Source organism: Trichocoleus sp. DQ-U1, from assembly GCF_039961925.1.
Taxonomy (GTDB): Bacteria; Cyanobacteriota; Cyanobacteriia; order Cyanobacteriales; family FACHB-T130; genus FACHB-T130.
Genome location: NZ_JAMPKB010000001.1, coordinates 16,003 through 33,625, shown reverse-complemented (window position 1 = coordinate 33,625; position 17,623 = coordinate 16,003). Strand labels below are relative to the sequence as shown.

General features: G+C 46.6%; 18 protein-coding genes and 5 pseudogenes. 12 read left to right on the top strand and 11 right to left on the bottom strand.

Annotation, left to right across the window (positions count from 1 at the left end; translation table 11 throughout):
* The first annotated feature begins 2 nt into the window (after positions 1-2).
* Positions 3-710: a PHP domain-containing protein gene (locus NDI34_RS00175; protein WP_348231494.1), complete on the top strand. Its 708-nt coding sequence runs from the start codon at positions 3-5 to the stop codon at positions 708-710.
* Between the two features lie 299 nt (positions 711-1,009).
* On the opposite strand, the gene NDI34_RS00170 is transcribed toward NDI34_RS00175, so the two are convergent.
* Entirely contained in the window at positions 1,010-1,528 is a 519-nt protein-coding gene (locus NDI34_RS00170) for a transposase (RefSeq protein WP_190525056.1), read from the bottom strand.
* A gap of 200 nt (positions 1,529-1,728) precedes the next feature.
* Between NDI34_RS00170 and NDI34_RS00165 the strand changes: the two are divergent.
* The 4 genes and pseudogenes from NDI34_RS00165 (at position 1,729) to NDI34_RS00150 (ending at position 4,937) form a co-directional block, all read left to right on the top strand.
* Positions 1,729-2,559: pseudogene (locus tag NDI34_RS00165) on the top strand (IS5 family transposase).
* A gap of 47 nt (positions 2,560-2,606) precedes the next feature.
* On the top strand, positions 2,607-3,485 hold the full coding sequence (locus NDI34_RS00160; protein WP_348231493.1) for an AraC family transcriptional regulator: 879 nt from the start codon (positions 2,607-2,609) through the stop codon (positions 3,483-3,485).
* A gap of 126 nt (positions 3,486-3,611) precedes the next feature.
* On the top strand, positions 3,612-4,259 hold the full coding sequence (locus NDI34_RS00155; RefSeq protein ID WP_348231492.1) for an antibiotic biosynthesis monooxygenase: 648 nt from the start codon (positions 3,612-3,614) through the stop codon (positions 4,257-4,259).
* Between the two features lie 54 nt (positions 4,260-4,313).
* A complete protein-coding gene (locus NDI34_RS00150) occupies positions 4,314-4,937 on the top strand; it encodes an antibiotic biosynthesis monooxygenase (protein ID WP_348231491.1) in 624 nt (207 codons plus the stop codon).
* A gap of 125 nt (positions 4,938-5,062) precedes the next feature.
* On the opposite strand, the gene NDI34_RS00145 is transcribed toward NDI34_RS00150, so the two are convergent.
* From NDI34_RS00145 to NDI34_RS00135, 3 genes and pseudogenes are all read right to left on the bottom strand, one after another.
* Positions 5,063-5,638, bottom strand: coding sequence for a hypothetical protein (locus tag NDI34_RS00145; protein ID WP_348231490.1), 576 nt, complete (start codon positions 5,636-5,638; stop codon positions 5,063-5,065).
* 257 nt (positions 5,639-5,895) lie between these two features.
* Positions 5,896-6,000, bottom strand: a pseudogene (locus NDI34_RS00140) (TetR/AcrR family transcriptional regulator); the annotation flags it as partial.
* A 57-nt stretch (positions 6,001-6,057) separates the two neighbouring features.
* A pseudogene (locus NDI34_RS00135) lies at positions 6,058-6,660 on the bottom strand (TetR/AcrR family transcriptional regulator); the annotation flags it as partial.
* 52 nt (positions 6,661-6,712) lie between these two features.
* Here NDI34_RS00135 and NDI34_RS00130 point away from each other — a divergent pair.
* The gene (locus NDI34_RS00130) at positions 6,713-7,705 is read left to right on the top strand and encodes a Rieske 2Fe-2S domain-containing protein (RefSeq protein WP_190673137.1); all 993 of its coding nucleotides are present in this window, start codon (positions 6,713-6,715) and stop codon (positions 7,703-7,705) included.
* 131 nt (positions 7,706-7,836) lie between these two features.
* Here NDI34_RS00130 and NDI34_RS00125 read toward each other — a convergent pair whose 3' ends face one another.
* Both NDI34_RS00125 and NDI34_RS00120 read right to left on the bottom strand, forming a co-directional pair.
* Entirely contained in the window at positions 7,837-8,397 is a 561-nt protein-coding gene (locus tag NDI34_RS00125; RefSeq protein ID WP_348231587.1) for a Uma2 family endonuclease, read from the bottom strand.
* A gap of 152 nt (positions 8,398-8,549) precedes the next feature.
* Positions 8,550-9,413: a neutral zinc metallopeptidase gene (locus NDI34_RS00120; RefSeq protein ID WP_348231489.1), complete on the bottom strand. Its 864-nt coding sequence runs from the start codon at positions 9,411-9,413 to the stop codon at positions 8,550-8,552.
* A gap of 231 nt (positions 9,414-9,644) precedes the next feature.
* Between NDI34_RS00120 and NDI34_RS00115 the strand changes: the two are divergent.
* Positions 9,645-10,336: pseudogene (locus tag NDI34_RS00115) on the top strand (IS1 family transposase).
* A 134-nt stretch (positions 10,337-10,470) separates the two neighbouring features.
* On the opposite strand, the gene NDI34_RS00110 reads toward NDI34_RS00115, so the two are convergent.
* Together NDI34_RS00110 and NDI34_RS00105 are read right to left on the bottom strand one after the other, a co-directional pair.
* Positions 10,471-11,064: an HPP family protein gene (locus NDI34_RS00110; protein ID WP_348231488.1), complete on the bottom strand. Its 594-nt coding sequence runs from the start codon at positions 11,062-11,064 to the stop codon at positions 10,471-10,473.
* Between the two features lie 509 nt (positions 11,065-11,573).
* Positions 11,574-12,824 carry a glycoside hydrolase family 10 protein gene (locus NDI34_RS00105; RefSeq protein WP_348231486.1) on the bottom strand — a complete coding sequence of 417 codons (1,251 nt, stop codon included), beginning with the start codon at positions 12,822-12,824 and terminating at the stop codon, positions 11,574-11,576.
* A gap of 354 nt (positions 12,825-13,178) precedes the next feature.
* Between NDI34_RS00105 and NDI34_RS00100 the strand changes: the two are divergent.
* The 4 genes and pseudogenes from NDI34_RS00100 to NDI34_RS00085 all read left to right on the top strand — a co-directional run.
* A pseudogene (locus tag NDI34_RS00100) lies at positions 13,179-13,604 on the top strand (RNA ligase family protein); the annotation flags it as partial.
* A gap of 68 nt (positions 13,605-13,672) precedes the next feature.
* Positions 13,673-14,209 carry a hypothetical protein gene (locus NDI34_RS00095; RefSeq protein ID WP_348231485.1) on the top strand — a complete coding sequence of 179 codons (537 nt, stop codon included), beginning with the start codon at positions 13,673-13,675 and terminating at the stop codon, positions 14,207-14,209.
* Positions 14,148-14,471 (top strand): AAA family ATPase, encoded by a 324-nt coding sequence (locus tag NDI34_RS00090; protein WP_348231484.1) that lies wholly within the window; start codon positions 14,148-14,150, stop codon positions 14,469-14,471. Before NDI34_RS00095 ends, NDI34_RS00090 begins: the two co-directional genes overlap by 62 nt.
* A gap of 540 nt (positions 14,472-15,011) precedes the next feature.
* A complete protein-coding gene (locus NDI34_RS00085; protein WP_348231483.1) occupies positions 15,012-15,551 on the top strand; it encodes an inorganic diphosphatase in 540 nt (179 codons plus the stop codon).
* A 35-nt stretch (positions 15,552-15,586) separates the two neighbouring features.
* Here the strand turns inward: NDI34_RS00085 and NDI34_RS00080 are convergent, their stop codons facing one another.
* The gene (locus tag NDI34_RS00080; RefSeq protein ID WP_348231481.1) at positions 15,587-15,949 is read right to left on the bottom strand and encodes a SnoaL-like domain-containing protein; all 363 of its coding nucleotides are present in this window, start codon (positions 15,947-15,949) and stop codon (positions 15,587-15,589) included.
* Between the two features lie 140 nt (positions 15,950-16,089).
* Between NDI34_RS00080 and NDI34_RS00075 the strand changes: the two genes are divergently transcribed.
* Positions 16,090-16,971: a LysR family transcriptional regulator gene (locus NDI34_RS00075; RefSeq protein ID WP_348231480.1), complete on the top strand. Its 882-nt coding sequence runs from the start codon at positions 16,090-16,092 to the stop codon at positions 16,969-16,971.
* A gap of 159 nt (positions 16,972-17,130) precedes the next feature.
* Here NDI34_RS00075 and NDI34_RS00070 read toward each other — a convergent pair whose 3' ends face one another.
* Both NDI34_RS00070 and NDI34_RS00065 read right to left on the bottom strand, forming a co-directional pair.
* Positions 17,131-17,370, bottom strand: a complete 240-nt coding sequence (locus NDI34_RS00070; RefSeq protein ID WP_199302971.1) for a hypothetical protein — start codon at positions 17,368-17,370, stop codon at positions 17,131-17,133.
* Positions 17,371-17,604 carry a hypothetical protein gene (locus NDI34_RS00065; protein WP_348231478.1) on the bottom strand — a complete coding sequence of 78 codons (234 nt, stop codon included), beginning with the start codon at positions 17,602-17,604 and terminating at the stop codon, positions 17,371-17,373.
* Positions 17,605-17,623: the final 19 nt, after the last annotated feature.

The following is a 17,623-nucleotide window of genomic DNA, read 5'->3' as shown; positions in this document are numbered from 1 at the left end:
TTATGGCGATCAATCTTGCTCAATCTTCTGCTTCATCCCAGCCACCAGCCCAGAATACAACAGCACTCAGGCAAGTCTTTGAGACGATTCAGGCTGATAGTTGTCCGCACTCCTATAACTTTCATATGCACACCGTCTACTCGGATGGTCGTTTGTCACCGAGTGCGTTGATGGAACAGGCGATCGCGATAGGTCTTAAAGGGCTGGCGATCACCGATCACCATACGATTGGCGGTTTCAAAGAGGCTCAATACTGGCTGCAAAACACCTACACGAATCCTGATTCCGCCCACTTACCCCACTTGTGGATCGGCACCGAAATCACCTCTAGCCTGCTGAACACAGAAGTCCACATCCTTTGCTATGCTTTCGATCCAGAACACTCTGCGATGAAGCAATATCTGAAAGGCTCTGCACCCAAGGGAAGCGATGCTGACGCTGCCAATGTGATTGCCGCCGTCCATCAGTCGGGTGGTTTTGCCGTGTTGGCTCATCCAGCCCGCTACCGCCTTCCTGCTGCAAAACTTATCCCTGCTGCCGCTGAGGCAGGCATTGACGGCGTTGAAACCTACTACGCCTACAACAACCCTAGCCCTTGGCAAACCAGTGCTAGAGAAACCAAGGAGGTGGAACAGCTCGCTGCCACTTATGGTTTGTTCAGCACCTGCGGCACCGATACCCACGGCTTAAATTTGCTCCAACGCCTGTAACACCCAATCCCTCTAGGCAAGCTCCAGAACAGGGCAGGGCTGATTCATTGGTGAGAGAAAAAAGAGAATGAAGAAAATGGAGAGGTAGTCGTTGTCTGCCTTAGTGTAATCCCTCTTTTGTTACTAGGGGGAGAGGATAATCAGGAAGAAAACCAGAAACAGTAAGTAACAGCAATGGTTACGCCACGTAGAGAAGCAGTAAATACAGTCGGCTTCATCGATAACTATTGTCAACACTATTATTCAATATTTGAGGATGTCAGAGGATGTTTGGAAAGACGGAGAGAGTACATAAAGGGTCAGGCAAGTCTGCGTAGCATCAGTCGGCTCATGGCGATATAAATGAACGCTTCTGAGGAAGCTGGGATTCGCTCATAATCGACATTTAAGCGACGACACCAATGCAGCCAACCGTAAGTGCGTTCAACAGTCCAACGCTTAGGAAGTAGGACGAATCCTTGAGCGCCCTCTGGTCGCAGAACCACCTCTAAAAGCCAACGGAAGGTATCAATGACCCAATGTAGAAACGCTTCTCCCGAAAACCCACCATCGACCCAAATTCGAGTCAGTTGAGGAACCCGGTGACGTTCTTGGTTCAACGTTGCGAGCAATTGCTTGGCTCCTTCTCGTTCGGGCACACTGGCTGCAACCACCTGCACGACAATCAACAATCCCAATGTGTCAACCAGAGTAAAGCGGAAAGCGACCTTTAATTTTTTTGCCGCCATCATAGCCAACGGCTTGGTGAACCATGACAGAAGTAGGAACGGTTTGGGAATCCAGACTCGCCGCGGTTGGGTTGCTGTTGCGATTGGCATCAACCCTGACCCATTGAACGAGATGATCGTGAATGCGCTTCCAACTCCCGTCCGAAGCGCCACTTGCGGATATTTGTAGTACACCGTTGAATAGGGTGGATAATCATTAGACCTCCTGCACGAATCGGAAGATAGTGTGCCAGTTTGTAATCGCAGGCGGCACAATTAGAGTGAAACCGTATCGAAGCCTCAGAAGTGCTATGCCGTATCCAGACTTACAACCGCTTTCAGCAGGTGAGTTCAAGCGATTGTGTGGTGTCAGCCGTGCAACTTTTGCCGAGATGGTCACTGTGCTACGCCCGCACCTAGAGCGTCAAGGAAGGCGTGGAGGACAGCCGAAGCTGAGAGTGGAAGACCAACTGCTGGTGGCATTGGAGTATTGGCGAGAGTATCGGAGTCAGTTTCACATTGGAGCCAGTTGGGGTTTGCACGAGACAACGGTGGGGCGGATTATCCACAAGGTGGAAGACCTGCTGATCAAAAGTGGCAAGTTTCGCTTGCCAAGCCAACGGTAGTTGTATCAACCGGGCTGGGAGTGGAACGTGTGGGTGGTAGATGTGGGCGAGATGGAGATTGAACGCCCCAAAAAAACAGAAGCGCTACGGAGAGTAGCAAGCAGAAGTGTCATACCTTGAAGGCTCAACTGCTGGTGGACTATGACAGTGGGCAAGTCATTTGTACCGCAGTGGATACGGGCAGAACCCATGACTTTAAGGTACTCAAGCGAAGTCGCTTGCCGTTTGTAACGTCACAAGTGTGTTTAGCTCTTCGAGGCTCTTCCCGGATTCGCCAAACTGCATCGGGGCGCGTGTACACCCACCAAGAAACCACGCAAGCAACCGTTGCCAGCAGAAGAAAAGCAGCATAACCGCGCGTTAGCACGACTGCGAGTGCGGGTTGAGCATGTAATTCGTCGCTTCAAGATTTTTCGCATCTTTTCAGGGCGCTATCGTAACCGTAGGAAACGATTTGGTTTGCGCTTAAACTTGATTGCTGGGCTACTCAACTATGAACTGGCATATGCTTCCTGATTCATGCAGGAGGTCTAATGACAGTACGGCACAAGTGCTAGAAGAGAGTGCATGAACCAAGACTCTACCAAAAAAATGCTGTCTTACAGGTTGTGCCGCGATCGCCAATTTTGCGAAGTCAAGACATTGTCTCAGATATTCTTCAGGTTGAACACCATCATCAACCCGCTAATCAGGAGTCTGAGTGTTGCCTTCCGAATTATCTCCTCAGTATTCATCTTGGTCAACCGATTCAGTTAGAACGAACGATAGATGGGCGACGCAGCAGCAATCGTCTGGCTGAAGGTGACATTATGATTACACCTCCCTATCTACATCGCAAACTGTTTTGGGATACTGATGCGGAATTCTTGTTACTTCGCCTTGAACCGAAGCTGTTTACTTCTGCCCTATACGAATCGGTTGATGCAGACGATGCTCAAGTTGCGCCACAGCTTAAGATTTGCGATCCTTTGATCCAGCAAATTGGTTTGGCACTCAAAACCGAACTAGAAATAGACGGGTTAAGCGATCGCCTTTATGCAGAATCGATGGCAAATGCATTAGCTGTTCATCTATTACGGCACTATTCAACTCGAAGGCGAGAAATACGATCTTACTCAGGTCGTTTGCCTAGCCATAAATTGCAACAGGCGATCGACTATATCCAGGCTCATCTAGCTGAAGATGTTTCCTTAGAAGCGATCGCCACCGAACTCGGTATGAGTCAGTATCATTTTGCCCGACTGTTTAAGCAGTCTACAGGTTACTCTCCTTACCAATATGTGATTAAACGTCGGATTGAACGCGCTCAGGAATTAATGATGCAGGAGCAGCACAGTATTGCAAATATTGCCTTGAAAGTTGGTTTTGCCAGTCAAAGTCAATTTGGCAGGCACTTTAAGCGCCTCACTGGAGTTACACCGAAACAATTTCTTCAGAAATAGCAAGAATCTTCTAAAGCTGCAAAAATCGACTATACGTCAGTAAGCAGACTCTGTATTATCGGTTGGGCAATCCGTTGCGTTTCGGTTTGACCAATCAGCCTTAGTCAGTACAAAGGAATCATCTAAATGCTTACCGTATTCAAGGACAACCCAGTTCTGGCAGAACTAGATATTTTTGTTACCCAACCCGACCAACAATGGTTATTGATAGATAGTTTGATAGCCTACACTCACGACATCCTTAAACAGCAACCTGGATACATTGCAAATGCAATTCATCGCAGCTTGGATGGGTTGCGTGTTGTCAATTATGTGCAGTGGCAAAATCAAGCTAGTTATGAAGCCTATATCAATAACCGCGATATCGCTCTAGCGACTAAGATTACTGGCTTCTTTGCTCCAGACTCCCATCTTTACGACATTTTTATGAGTGAGCCAGCAGACAGTCAAATGCAAGTCACAGCGAACATGCCGGAACTCATCAACTTCGGTATGTTTAGATTGAAAGATCCTGCTAATCAACCTCGCTTTTTAGAAGCTACCGCAGAAGCGATACGGCAAATCTCAGGACAAGCAGGATTAATTACAACACACTTTCATCGAAGTCTTGATGGTGCCCGCGCAATCAATTATGGGCTGTGGAGTTCCCAAGAATTGTATGCCAAGATGAACGCGAATCCTCCGATGGCTGAGCCTCTCATGGTGATGCGCTCACTTGCCAACAATGAGTTTCAAATGTCGCTTCACGAGGTAGTCTTCACTCTCATCAACTAATTCATAACATTGAAGCACAATCATCATGTGTTGACTGGTTAGGAGCATAAAACTATGGTACAGATTGACCGGACTAATACTGCGCTCGTTGGGCTAGACCTGTACACTGTTGCAGAGCGCCATCAGTCAGCCTTGATTGAGGCAGTTATCCAAGAACAAATCAAATCCTGGATTGACAATCCTTTCTTCGTATCAGCCAGCGTGCATCGTAGTTTAGATGGAGTGCGAGTTTTTACTTATAGCCAATGGAATCCCAAATTTGATTACCGCAGCTTGCCTCGTCCAACAGTGTTTAGTGAATTCTTCCCGCCTGATTCACTCTTACTGGAAGTAACTGCCAGTCGATCGCTATCGGCAGAAGTTGAAATTGCCCAAGGCGATCGCGTGACGCACCTTGCTGAATTCCGCATGATGCCAGTTAATCAACCTGAGATGGTTAAACGAACCTCTGCTGAATTAGAACGTGCAATGAGCAAATCACCGGGGTTACTCTCAGCTACCTTTCATCGAAGTCTAGATGGTACTCGAATGTTTAACTACGGTCAATGGGAGAGCAGGGAAGCGTTTGAAGCAATTCTCAAGCAACCTGGTTTCAACCCAGAGCAACCGTATTGGGAAGGTTTAGCCCGAAACGAATTTCATCTGTACAATGTCGTACACACCCAGACTACAGCCTAATAGATAGCTGCTGTAGGTTGGTTATTAGCTGCACGTAGGCACCAGCGCGATCGCTCTTCGGAATGAACAAAGCGATCGCAAACTTTTCTTGCCATCACAGTTTGAGAATTTAGATCCCCCAACCTCTAGTCGGGTAATGCCAGTCCGGTTCGAGGATCGCGGATATAAAGCCCTAGCACTAACGATTCCATAACCGTATCCCATACAGGAATTAGGCGATCTGCATCGTCCACCCAGTAGTCAAAAGTAATCAGACACTGAACACCAGAACCTAGGCCAATACAGGTTCGGGAATAAGCTTCGCGGTGTTCTTCTGGGTCAATAAATTTGAACTGAGTCCAAACAATGCGGGCAGTTTGACGCTTGAGTTGAATAATTTCCCCTCGCTCGATCGGCTGACGTTCATCATCTTTAACTACCTTCTTTAATAACGGAACCAAGGGAAAATCTTTCCAGTTTCCAGGTGGGAGTAAATTAAAGGAAGCTTCTAAGCGAGCATCATCGTTGGGTGGCTTTTGGTCTAAAAACCGGAATGACTTCTCATCCGGCTCAAAATGCCAATCCTCAGGGACATCGAAGCGCAACGCCCCTCGTCCTGCTACGAAGATCCGAGTTCCTGGCTTTGATTTCCAGTTATGGTCTTCTTTTAGCTCTAAGGTTTCTTTGAGCCATTTGAGATTGTGCTTTTTGCTTTTAGACATAGCCGCGACCGTATTAACCTTCCTCTTATTTTGCCGTAGGTTGCTTTTTATGGTAGGTGTCTGTTAGTGCGATCGCCCATACTGATGCATTCATCGCTCATCAGCCTACCCTAAGCCATCTAAAGACCGGATCAACGGTGAGGAATTTTGGGATTGGTGGCAATTCGCAACCATGAATAAAGATAGCGATCGCTTTTTTTGGGTGTGAAGTCAGGGCGATTGATACTGCTAGCGAACGGGGGTCAGAAACGCTGAGAATTCTCCACAAACTGTTTCCCACATTCCTTACAGCGATAGCACTGCTTCCCCCTTCGATACCCGTTTTTAGATAGCTGCTCCGATTGACAATGCAGACACTTCATTACTTTCATTACATTGTCCAACTGAGCGTTCCCTACATACGGCTCTAAATATGACACCAACAAGTCCTCAATCTGCTGCACCAACTCTTGACGATGTTGTTGATCTGGGTTCCGAAGTGCCGACAGAATGACAGCATTACTGCTGTGGACGCAAACCTCTGCCAATAGACTACATTGCGCCTTACTTAATGCCGAATTTCTTTGCTTTAAGAGACCAGCCATAAAGTCAATTGCTTCCTGGGTCATGCTTTCATCGATCGACTGGAAAATTTCGCGGGATATAAAAAACTGCACAAACACCACCCGTGACACAGGCTGTTCAAACATCTCTGCGATCGCGCTGACCAATCCCTTGATCATCTGTCGGAGTGGTAATCGAACCATCTCTGGTGTATCTGCGCTTGACCACAAGGCCTTAACCCGCTCGGTATGGCGTAATTCCATCGCCTTAAAAATGGCAGCTTTATCGGGAAAAAACTGATACAAAGACCCAATTGCCGTCCCCGCTTTGGCTGCAATCAGATGGGTGGTTGCCGCTTCATAGCCCACTTCGTCAAACACTGCCGCTGCTGCATCCAAGATTTTTTCGACCCGTTCTTTACCTCGCTGCTGTTTGGGTTGACGGCGCAGACTTCTTGACGAATGTGAATATTCTGTCATATTCTGAAAACACGACGGATTATTCACAATTTTATCTCTACCGGAGAACATTATGCAGTCTATGCTTTTCGGTGCGCCTTGGTTGTTGGCGCACAAGTCGATGTTGGTAGTGAACCAACCTCGGAAGATTTCTCTGTATGGTAATGATTATGTGATGTGGAAAAACGCTGCTGGAGGAATCCATGCCCTGCCCAATGCCTGTCCTCACATGGGAGCAATGTTGTCAGAAGGATGGTGCGAAGCACACACGGATGGTACGAGTACTGTCGTCTGCCCGTTTCATGCCTTGCCGTTTGATTCAGAAGGATGCACCGTTTTGCCGGGAACGGAAAAGAAAACGTTGCCTCAACTGAAACCGTTAGAGTTAACAATTCAAGGAGATTTCATCTGGTCTTACGGCGGATACGAGCCAAAAGTGCCGATTCCCGCAGTCCTGAATGACATTGCAGATACCTACTACTTTGTCGGGCATACCGCAGATACAAGTGTAGAGACCGATTTGCTGACTATGTTGCTGAATATGCACGACTATAATCACCAAAACGGTACTCACCAGGAATTATTCCGAGTTACCAATGTGGAATTTCATCAATTCATTGACAATGGGTATCATTCCCATGCCTTTTATGATATGCCCACCGCCCCTTACAGCTTGGCAGAAAAGCTGAGAAAACTCGATTTATTCCTACTCCCGACAAGCATCAAAGCCCACCTGGAAAACTACTTCCCATCTCTGGTGATTTTTCATGGTGAAATGCCATTAGGTAAAGTAGTCCAGTGTCACATCTTTATCCCAGAAGCCGAGAACCGCACAAGGACTTACATTTTGCTATTTGGTCAAGCTAAGCACCCTGCCTTTAAGCTATTTGGCAGGACATATCTCAAGTTTGGCAAGGTGGTAGTTGATCAAGATGCTGATATTTTGGGTAAAATTTATCCGAATACGCCTCAGAAAATTAAACTCAATAATGAAGTGGGTATGGACTGGGTGCGGCGCAATTTTCAAAATTTCCCAAATGTTGTGGAACCTAATCTTTCAAAGTAGACGGCGCATAGCTCTTCAATATTATGGTATCTGTTGGTTTCAGCATCACCCGATTGGGATCGCGTAACGTGCCGGAAGCGATCGCGCTTATGTATAGTGTCAATTGAGTATGATGCAGAGTTCAGTACCAATCAACCAACTCTAAGCCATCCAAAGACTCGATCAACGGTTAAATCCAAAGCGAGGAATTTTGGGATTGGTAGGCGAGCGCTTCCTGCTAACTCGACAGGTTCCTGTCCTGGAATAAATGCCAAAATTAACCGCTCATCTGGATCGATTAACCATCCTAACTGAGTGCCATATTTAAGGCAGTGCAAAATGTTACTAATGACTTTAGTAGCTCTCTGTTCGGGTGAGAGAATTTCTATCGTCCAATCCGGATAAATTTCAAAAGCATTCGGTACTTCGCCATCCGCTTCAAAAGGAATTCGTTCCCAAAGGAATACAGAAGCATCTGGAACAATCGAGCGCCCACCAAATGTACAGCGTAATTCTGGAAACGCTAAGGCAATTCGTGGAGTTTCTGCAACTGCATTGACAGCATCACAAAATTTAAGTTGTAGGCGAGAGTGTTTGCCTTGAGGCATCGGTTTTTGGTGAATTCGACCGCCAATAAATTCACTGGCAGGTTTAGTTTCTGGCAGTTTTAGGAATTCTTCGAGGGTAAGGGATGAAGGAATCGCTGTTGTCATCACCTTGAGTTCGGTATCGTTGCCGCTATGACAGAATTTTATCGTCTTTGCCATCGATAAGCTCCAAAGCGCGATCGCAACCATGAATAAAAAAGCGATCGCGCTTTGGAGATTGCGATCGCTTCCTACTAAAGTTCCAACACCCTATTTTCTTAGGGATTTGCTGCTGCAAAGGTGTTGCATTGTGCAGGTTCCCCTGTCTGAATCCCCCGCTTGAACCAGCGGACTCGCTGCGCTGAACTACCGTGAGTAAAAGAATCTGGGACAACACGCCCTTTAGACTGACTCTGCAAGCGATCGTCGCCAATACTGCTAGCAGCATTCAGCGCCTCTTCAACGTCGCCTTCCTCCAGAATTTGCCGGGAACGATTAGCATGATGCGCCCAGATGCCAGCAAAACAGTCTGCTTGTAACTCCAACCTGACTGAAAGTTGATTCGCCTCTGCGCGACTAGCTTGACGCTGTAATGTACGAACTTTACTCGAAATTCCCATTAAGTTCTGCACATGATGCCCAACCTCGTGAGCAATTACATACGCTTGGGCAAAGTCTCCGGGTGCGTTGAGCTTATACTTCAAATCCTGATAGAAACTTAAGTCAATGTAGACTTTTTGATCGGCGGGGCAATAAAACGGCCCAACTGCCGAACTTGCAGAACCACAAGCCGACTGTACCGAATTTGAGAAGAGAACTAACTTCGGCTCGACATAGTTTTCTCCGTTTTGGCGAAACAGCGTACCCCATGTATCTTCCGTATCCGCCAAGACAACCGAAACGAAATCAGCCATGCGATCGTTCGCAGCAGATGATTGTGTTCGAGGAGACTGGGAAGAAGTGCGATCGCTTGGCGCTGGTTCTTGTCCTTGTTGCAACACTGCACCGGGATCCCCCCCCAAGAGAGCAACAATCACTGCCAAAAGGATTGTCCCAATCCCGCCCCCTACCACAGGCCCAGAAACCCCACCCCCGCGTCTGTCCTCAACGTTGCTGCTTTTACGACCGAATTCCCAGCGCATAGCTTCAAGTCTCCAAACTACTCAACCCAGCAGAAGTAAGTAAAGTGCTATTTCACCTAACCCAGACTTTCCACAACCCACTACAAATATTAGCGATCGCCTTCATCTAGATCCTCTGCCAGAGGGACGGCGCTGATTTATAGACGATCCTTCTTAGGGAAGGCTATCTCAGGGTCAAACAGTAGAAGAATGGGCATTGCATAATAGAGGGATGAATTAGGGTCGGTTTTGATGCAATGCCCAGACTGTCAATCTACTCATATCCGTAAAAACGGCAAGAGAAGGGGTAAGCAAAATTACATTTGTGTTAGTTGTCGCCGTCAGTTTATCGAGCGCTACACTATGGCTCAAGGATACAGTGACGACATCAAGCAGCAATGCTTACGGATGTATGTCAATGGCATGGGCTTTCGAGGGATTGAACGAGTGACAGGTGTTCACCATACGACTGTCATCTACTGGGTCAAACAGGTTGGAGAACACCTGCCTGATGCGTATGATCCTGAAGTGGTTCCACAAGTCGGTGAACTTGATGAACTGGAAACCTTTGTCGGGGCTAAAAAAACAAAATCTGGCTGTAGACAGCGGTAGACCACTTTAGAGCAGGCATTTTAGGTTGGGTGTTAGGTGACCATAGTGCAAAGACGTTTGCACCGTTGTGGGCAATCGTTGGAGCATGGCAATGTTATTTCTATGTCACTGATGGTTGGAGTGTTTATCCAGGATTTATTCCATTGGGAGATCAGATTGTGAGCAAAACCTACATGACACGAGTCGAAGGTGAGAATACACGTTTGCGGCACTATCTAGCACGATTACATCGCAAAACATTGTGTTATTCCAAATCCCAAGAGATGCTGAGACATTCAATCCGCTTGTTACTTCACTACTTGAGATTTGGAGATGTCCCGATTCCTGCTTGATTCCTCCCACTATTCAGCAACGCCGAAGAATGGCACAAGAAAAGCCCCTACGCAAAAAATCGGAGGTTAATCAACCTCCGATCCTTAGTTAACCCGACCCTTTCTACCACTACTCATGTAGAGATTCAGACTGCTCAAAACCAGTGCTTAGGATACGTCCTGTCTTGAGCAAGATTGTTAAAAACTACTGCACAGAGTACCAAAATAATAGAACCTTCAAGTGCCGGGGTTAGCAGAAACTGCCACTGTGCCTTCGTCATCATTACGACTAATGCAACAGCTCCCGAAGGTGGATGCAATGTCCCTGTGAACTGCATCATGCCAATAGCAGTTGCCACAGCCATTCCCATCGCCCAGGGTTCCGCACCAAAAAGATGCAAAATCGTCAAGCTAACTAGAGCCGCGATAAAATTACCGCCGATTACATTACGCGGTTGTGCTAAGGGACTATCAGGTACACCAAAAATCAAGACGCTGGTAGCACCAAAGGGAGCCATTAGTAGAGGAGCGCCAGTTTTCACCGATAAATAAGCTGTGGCTGCAATGCCGATGAAACTACCCAGCGAACTCCACAGAATATGCCTATGCTCGGGTCTCTCTAAAGGAACTGCACGTTTACTACCGCGTATTTTTAAGCAGTAATTGTCTACTCTCAAACGAATACTTTTGTAATTTAACTGAGGCAGAATGGTACGATAATTTCGCCCTTTAGGCAGATAACTTCTCATTGTTTTTTTTGTTTTAAAAAGAAAGTAAGTTCAGTAAAATTAGTTATGAAAAAGCACTCCGAGTGGCTTGCAAATTTATCTAAAATTTGCAAGCTATGATTCAGATAAATATGTAAATTCTGCAATTCAACCGTATTGCTATAGCAAACTTAAATGCTGTTATTCAATCTAGGGAAAGAAGGTATAGATGCCATAATTCTCTTTCATACAAGCAGAAGGATGACAAAAAACCTCATCTAACATGAAAAATATTCTCCTGCGTTAACAAATGTCATTAAATCTTAACATTAGGTTAACCTTATCTTTTCCTCGTTCAAAATGGAACCTCTAATTCATAAGAATAAGCAATTTAAGTAATCAGTTTTATTGATACGTTGACAGCAAAAAACGATCGCTTGCGTGAATGAAGCAAGCGATCGCTCAGATAGATGAATTTTTAGTGCATAGAGGAGAAGCGCGCGTTCGCCCTTGGCGCAAGCGAAGCTATCGCTTAGTTAAGGATCCCCAAGTTATCTGATCGCAAAGCGGGAAGCCGGGAAGTTGAAGAGATTTTGAAAATTAGATTGCCGTTCCGCTCTGGGTTCTGGTGCATCGTCCCAAAGGCTTTCATAATAGAAGAAAGTTACACCCAAGCCGCGATCGCGAGCTGCCCGTACTTTAGATTGAATCAGTCGCATCGAAACAGGCTTATTTCTCAAGCCAGTGAGAACACCAACTCCAGTTGGAATTTTTTGTTGCACTTCTTGAATTTCCGGGCGGGTCAGCTGGTCGAGAAAACTTTGCAGATTGGGACGATAAACTTGCACAATTAACTCGTCCACAATATCTTTTCGCACCCAATTCAACCAATCTTGCAGATAAGTATTGTAAGCAGTAACGTAGGGATTAGGAGCAACGGAGAAAATTGCGTTGGGTTTTCTCTCTTTTACAGCTTTATTGAGTTGTGTCATGAATGCCGTAATTTTATCTGCACGCCAGCGCACCCATGCAGGATCTTTGGGATTGGAAGGCGCATCTTTCTTGGTTTCCTGTTTGTACAAGGCAAGCGTGTAGCGATCGTAGCCAAATTCATTGGGCAAACTGGTGTGATCGTCAAACTGAATACCATCGGCATCATATTTAGTGACGACTTCCAGCACCAGATCGGTGATAAATTGCTGCACCTCTGGATGGAAGGGATTAAGCCACACAACCTCACCCGCAGCGCCAATCCAAGTTTGGCTACCATCCCGCCGTTGCGTAATCCAATTCGGATGATTTGATGTCAATTCCGATAGCGGGGGAGCCATGAAACCGAACTCAAACCAGGGAATCACTAGCAAGCCTTGGCGATGGGCTTGGGCAATCAGGTCAGCGATGATATCTTGTCCCTGTAAGCCTTTGCTGACAGAAGATTGAATGCCTTCCCGTTGTGCTATGGCACTTTCGTAAAGCGTATAGCCAGAATTCCACACTACAGGATAGATCGTGTTGAAGTTTAGCTGCGCCAGTTGACTGACAGCATTTTGCAGCTTGGGGCGATCTCTGAGGATTTTATTGTCATTGTTGGTCATCCAAACGCCGCGAATTTCCTGAAAACGTTTCTGAGGAGTCGCTTCTGGGATTGAGATTTGCTCGATTGCTTCTGGTGGCATTGGGCTTTGCGCGATCGCAGAGATGGGGTTGCCAGCCAGCAATACTGTGATGAATGATGCCAGAAACAGTAACAAGAGATTCTTGAGCGATCGCCACCAACCTCTAGGGATGAAATGCAATTTCATAAGTTTGAATAATAAGTTAGCTATCCGATCGCTTAGCCTGGTAATGGAATGAACGATTAATAGTTTACAGGTATTTATATCTACTGAAAAATTGATTGTTAACAGGAATCATTCAATCAGTAATCTTGAAGTATTGTATTAGCAAAGCTGAAGCGTCAGGATATCCTAAGTAGAATTACGGACTACGCTCTATCAAACATTATTATTAGCGATCGCCTTCATCTCAATCCTTTCCCAGAGGCAGTTGGATCTATCATTTTTATTCCAACTCGCTCCGTCAGTGCAATCGCGCCTGCTATTCACCTCACCCTTGTCTCACACGCTCCCCCTAGAAAGGCGAGTGAGGGATATTTAATGTACAAATACCCTCGCACTCCTCATATTGAAGGTTCCCGGCTCCAACCAGGGGATGAAGATTTGGATAGCGTACCTTTCAGCGCGATCGCGTCTCAATATGTAGCAGTCGAAGAAAAAGTCGATGGAGCCAATGCTGCCATAAGTTTTAGTTCTGATGGGCAAATTCTGTTGCGAAGCCGGGGACATTATTTAACTGGAGGAGAGCGAGAAAAGCACTTTAACTTGTTTAAACAATGGGCGTACAGGCATGCAGGAACGTTCTGGGAGGTGCTGGGCGATCGCTACATACTCTATGGCGAATGGCTCTATGCCAAACACACCGTCTTTTACGACTCCTTACCCCATTATTTCTTGGAATTTGATGTGCTAGACGTTGAACAGCAGCAGTTTCTCAGTACTCAACGTCGCAAGGAATTATTAGCTTACCAGCTTGGCGGGAGTTACCACCCATCGAGCGATCGCTTCTGTTTGCGGCTACCCTACTGCATGATGTGGCAAAACCTGCTGCAACTGAAATTGAAGCGGATGGCAGCATCACCTCCAAGGGTCATGTCCGCCAAGGGGCAAAGATGGCGCGGCAAATCCTCTGGTCGCTCAACGTGCCGTTTCATCAACGGGAGGCGATTGTCTCGCTGGTGCAGCATGGCAGTCTTCCCCTCTGGTTTTGGGACAAACCCAACCCCCAACGTGCTGTCATTAAAGCCAGTCAAGTTATTCGCTGCGACCTGCTGGCACTGCTGGCAGAAGCTGATGTTCGGGGTCGCCAGTGTGACGACCAGCTAGAACTGCTGGAGCGCGTTCAGTTCTTTCGGGAATTTTGTCAAGAGAATAATTGCTTATTTTATCCCCGACCGTTCCCCTCAGACCATAGTCGATTTGTCTATTTCCAAAAAGACAATCGCGATCCAAACTATGCTGCCTTTGATGAAACTCGATTCGAGGTTCTCCTGATGTCAGGATTACCGGGTGCTGGCAAAGACTATTGGATTCGGGAGTACCTTCCAGATTGGACGGTACTCCCTCGATGAACTGCGACAAGCAATGAACATCTCTCCTAAAGATGACCAAGGTGCTGTAGGGGATCGAGCAAGGGCGATCGCTAAAGAATACATGAGAGTCGAAAAATCCTTTGTTTGGAATGCGACAAATCTCTCTCGGCAACTGCGTTCATCGCTAATTAATCTATTTTCTGCTTACCAGGCACGAATTTGCATTGTCTACCTGGAAGTTTCTGAGAAGAATTGCTGCGGCGCAATCATTCTCGTACTGCAAATGTACCGGAAGCGGTGATTGGGCGAATGCGCGATCGCTTAGAAGTTCCTGACCTTACTGAAGCCCATCAAGTAGATTGGGTTGTGGATAGTTGAGTACATAGTAGCGCGATCGCTGTAGTCTATCTACAATACACCAGTCCATCTAGAATCTTCCGACAAAGCGCCTACTCTTTCAAAGCTATCCCAGGCATTAGCTAACTAGTCCCTCTAGAATCTGCCAAATTCGTCCTAGAATTCATCAGGTGAGCGATCGCCATATCCCGAATCAATTGGGGGTTACAAGCTTTCCCAGTCAAGCAGTAAGCTACTTGCTTAAAAAGACCACAGAACGTTTCCGAGGTAAAAGGTTTGCCATTTTCCTGAAAAAACACCACTACTTTTATCAAAGTCGAACTCTATGTCCTACGCTCGATAAAACTAGATGATCGATCGGGATAGGATGAGTGCGATCTGCGCTAGCCTTCGGCTTCTCCAACGGAGTACGCAGCAGCGCTAGGCTTACGCCTCGCTTCGCTAACGCTATCGCTAGCAAGAAATAGATACGTGCTAGTAAACTATGGCAACCGACCCTCTCCACCTGCCTCCGTTTGACTCAGATGATGCCGAAACGCTCAACGTCATCATTGACACGCCCAAGGGCAGCCGTAACAAATTTGAGTGGGACAAGAAGTACGGGTTGTACAAGTTGGGCGGCGTATTGGCAGCAGGCGCATTTTTCCCATACGACTTCGGTTTCGTGCCCTCGACTCTAGCCGACGACGGCGACGCTATCGACGTGCTGGTATTGATGGAGGAGCCTGCCTTCGTCGGCTGCCTTGTCCCATCGCGGCTCATTGGCGGCTTTGGCGCTTTTCAAACCGAGGAGGGGAAAACCGCACGCAATGACCGCTTGCTCGCTGTTGCCGCCAACTCCCGCAACCAGCATGACGTGAAAACGCTCGACGACCTGAATCAGAACCTCATCCACGAGATTGAACACTTTTTCGTGTCGTACAACGCGGCTAAGGGCAAAACGTTTGAGCCGCAAGGTCGCTTTGGACCGGAGCAAGCCCGACAACTGGTTATTGAGGCGGCGGAGCATTTTCGCGACCGTTAGCAAGTTGTCGAGTTAATAAAAATCGTTGAGGCAGTTTAGGCAGCGTAATAGAAACGCTCGTGGATGACTTTGTCATCCTTCCATCTCTGTACGGAAACTTGATCGTGCGTAACTTTGCCCCATTCAGAATGAGTGTAATCGACAAACCATTCAGAAATAATCACGTCTTCGCCATAAGCAACCGCTTTCAGTTCTGCTGCACGAAATTCAGTCACTTTAGAAAAAAAGTCCAGTTCTCTAGCGCGATTCGCTGCTTTCCCTACGGTGGCAGGCGTTTCATTTTCCTGCATCACTACATCATCGCCATAGTATTTCTCAAAGGCTTCCATCGCTTTCCCTTGTAAAACCAGGGTCTTGATGTCTTCAAAGTTGGCTTTCAGGTCTGTCGCTGTAATCATGATTTTTCTCCTATTGGTTAGCTCAAAGTTGTTAGGTGAGAAACTTGATTTGCCTCACAACATCAATCATGTTTCATTCCTTTGGGTTTGAGAAGACGGCAAAATAGAATATGGCTTATTCCTAAAAAGAATCAATCTCTATGTCAGATATCATCACCTGCATCAAGAGTTTTGTGCGAACCGTAGAAACGGGCAGTTTCTCCGCCGTTGCTAGAGAGATGGGTACCACTCAACCCACGATTAGCAAACAGATTGCTGCACTGGAAGACTATCTGGACGTGCAATTGCTGCTGCGATCGACGCGCCAAGTGAGTTTGACCGATGAGGGAATGCGCTTTTATGAGCGTTGCCAAGCCGTTCTCGAAGCACTCTCTGAAGCCGAGTCTAGTGTGGGAAAACGGCAGAACCCTTCTGGACTATTACGGCTCAATTGCTCGGTTGCGTTTGGGCAGATGCAGGTACTCCCTCGCCTGAAACGATTTCTCGATCGCTATGGGGATATCAAGATTGACCTGACGATGTCTGACCACTTTGTCGATTTAGTTGGAGAGGGTATCGATTTAGCAATCAGAATTGGCAAATTTGTCGATCCCAACTTAATCTCACAGCCACTCGGCACATACCGATTTGTCGCAGCCGCATCGGCGGACTATTTGGAGAAGTTTGGTGAGCCACAAATACCAGCCGACCTTTTGCACCACAACTGCATTGTTTATACCCGGCAGTCTACGGGTAATGAATGGCATTTTCGAGGCACGACAGTAACAGTGAGTGGAAATCTGCAAGTCAATAACTCGATGGCGCTACGTGAAGCCGTGTTGGCAAACATTGGCATTGGCACCTCCCCCATATGGGCGTTTACTGATGAACTCCAAAATCAATCGGTCAACGTCATCCTAAAAGAATACGAACCTGAGCCAATCCCGATTCAGGTCGTTTACCGTCGAGGACGCTTTCAGTCGGCGAAGATTAAATGCTTTATTGACTTTCTCATAGATGAGTTTAAGGCTGGACTGTCTTGATACAATAGACCTCTTGCTCTCATTCGCTGCTGGGATACTATGGGGTCTGAAATTAGGCGATAGCGAAGCGAGAAGAGCGAAGCGCAACTTGATTGATGCGTCGGCACAGATGCCTTCACTGCTGATGCTTTCACCACTGATGCCAATTTTAGGAGCTGCTTATATAGATTCGATGACCCTAAGAATATCTTCATCAGTAGCCGGACTATTATTATCAATAACCGCATCCCATTGATGGTTAATGCTTGCTGCTATCTTATTGTATTCTTCTACTTTCTCATCTAATACTGGTATGTGTTCTGAATTGTCTCTGTTTCTCACTCTTCTCAAACACTCTTCTAAATCAGCAAAGACTTTTATCAACTTGACTTCGTATTTATTTCTTAATGACGAATGCATCTAATTGAATCCGTCTCCTGCCCCTAAACTTTCAATCATTACCTTACTATGCTGCTGAAACTCCTTATCGATTTCCTTCTCAACTGTTTCCCAACCATTCTCACCTGGCGCTAATTTCAGCCAGATCGGCTCTACTCTTAAGAACTTTATGTCTGTATTTTTATTGACTTGACTTCCAATATATGTTTTTCCTGAGCCTTTTGGACCAATGAGTATGTATAGTATTTTCCTCATCTTGTTATTACCTGTAACG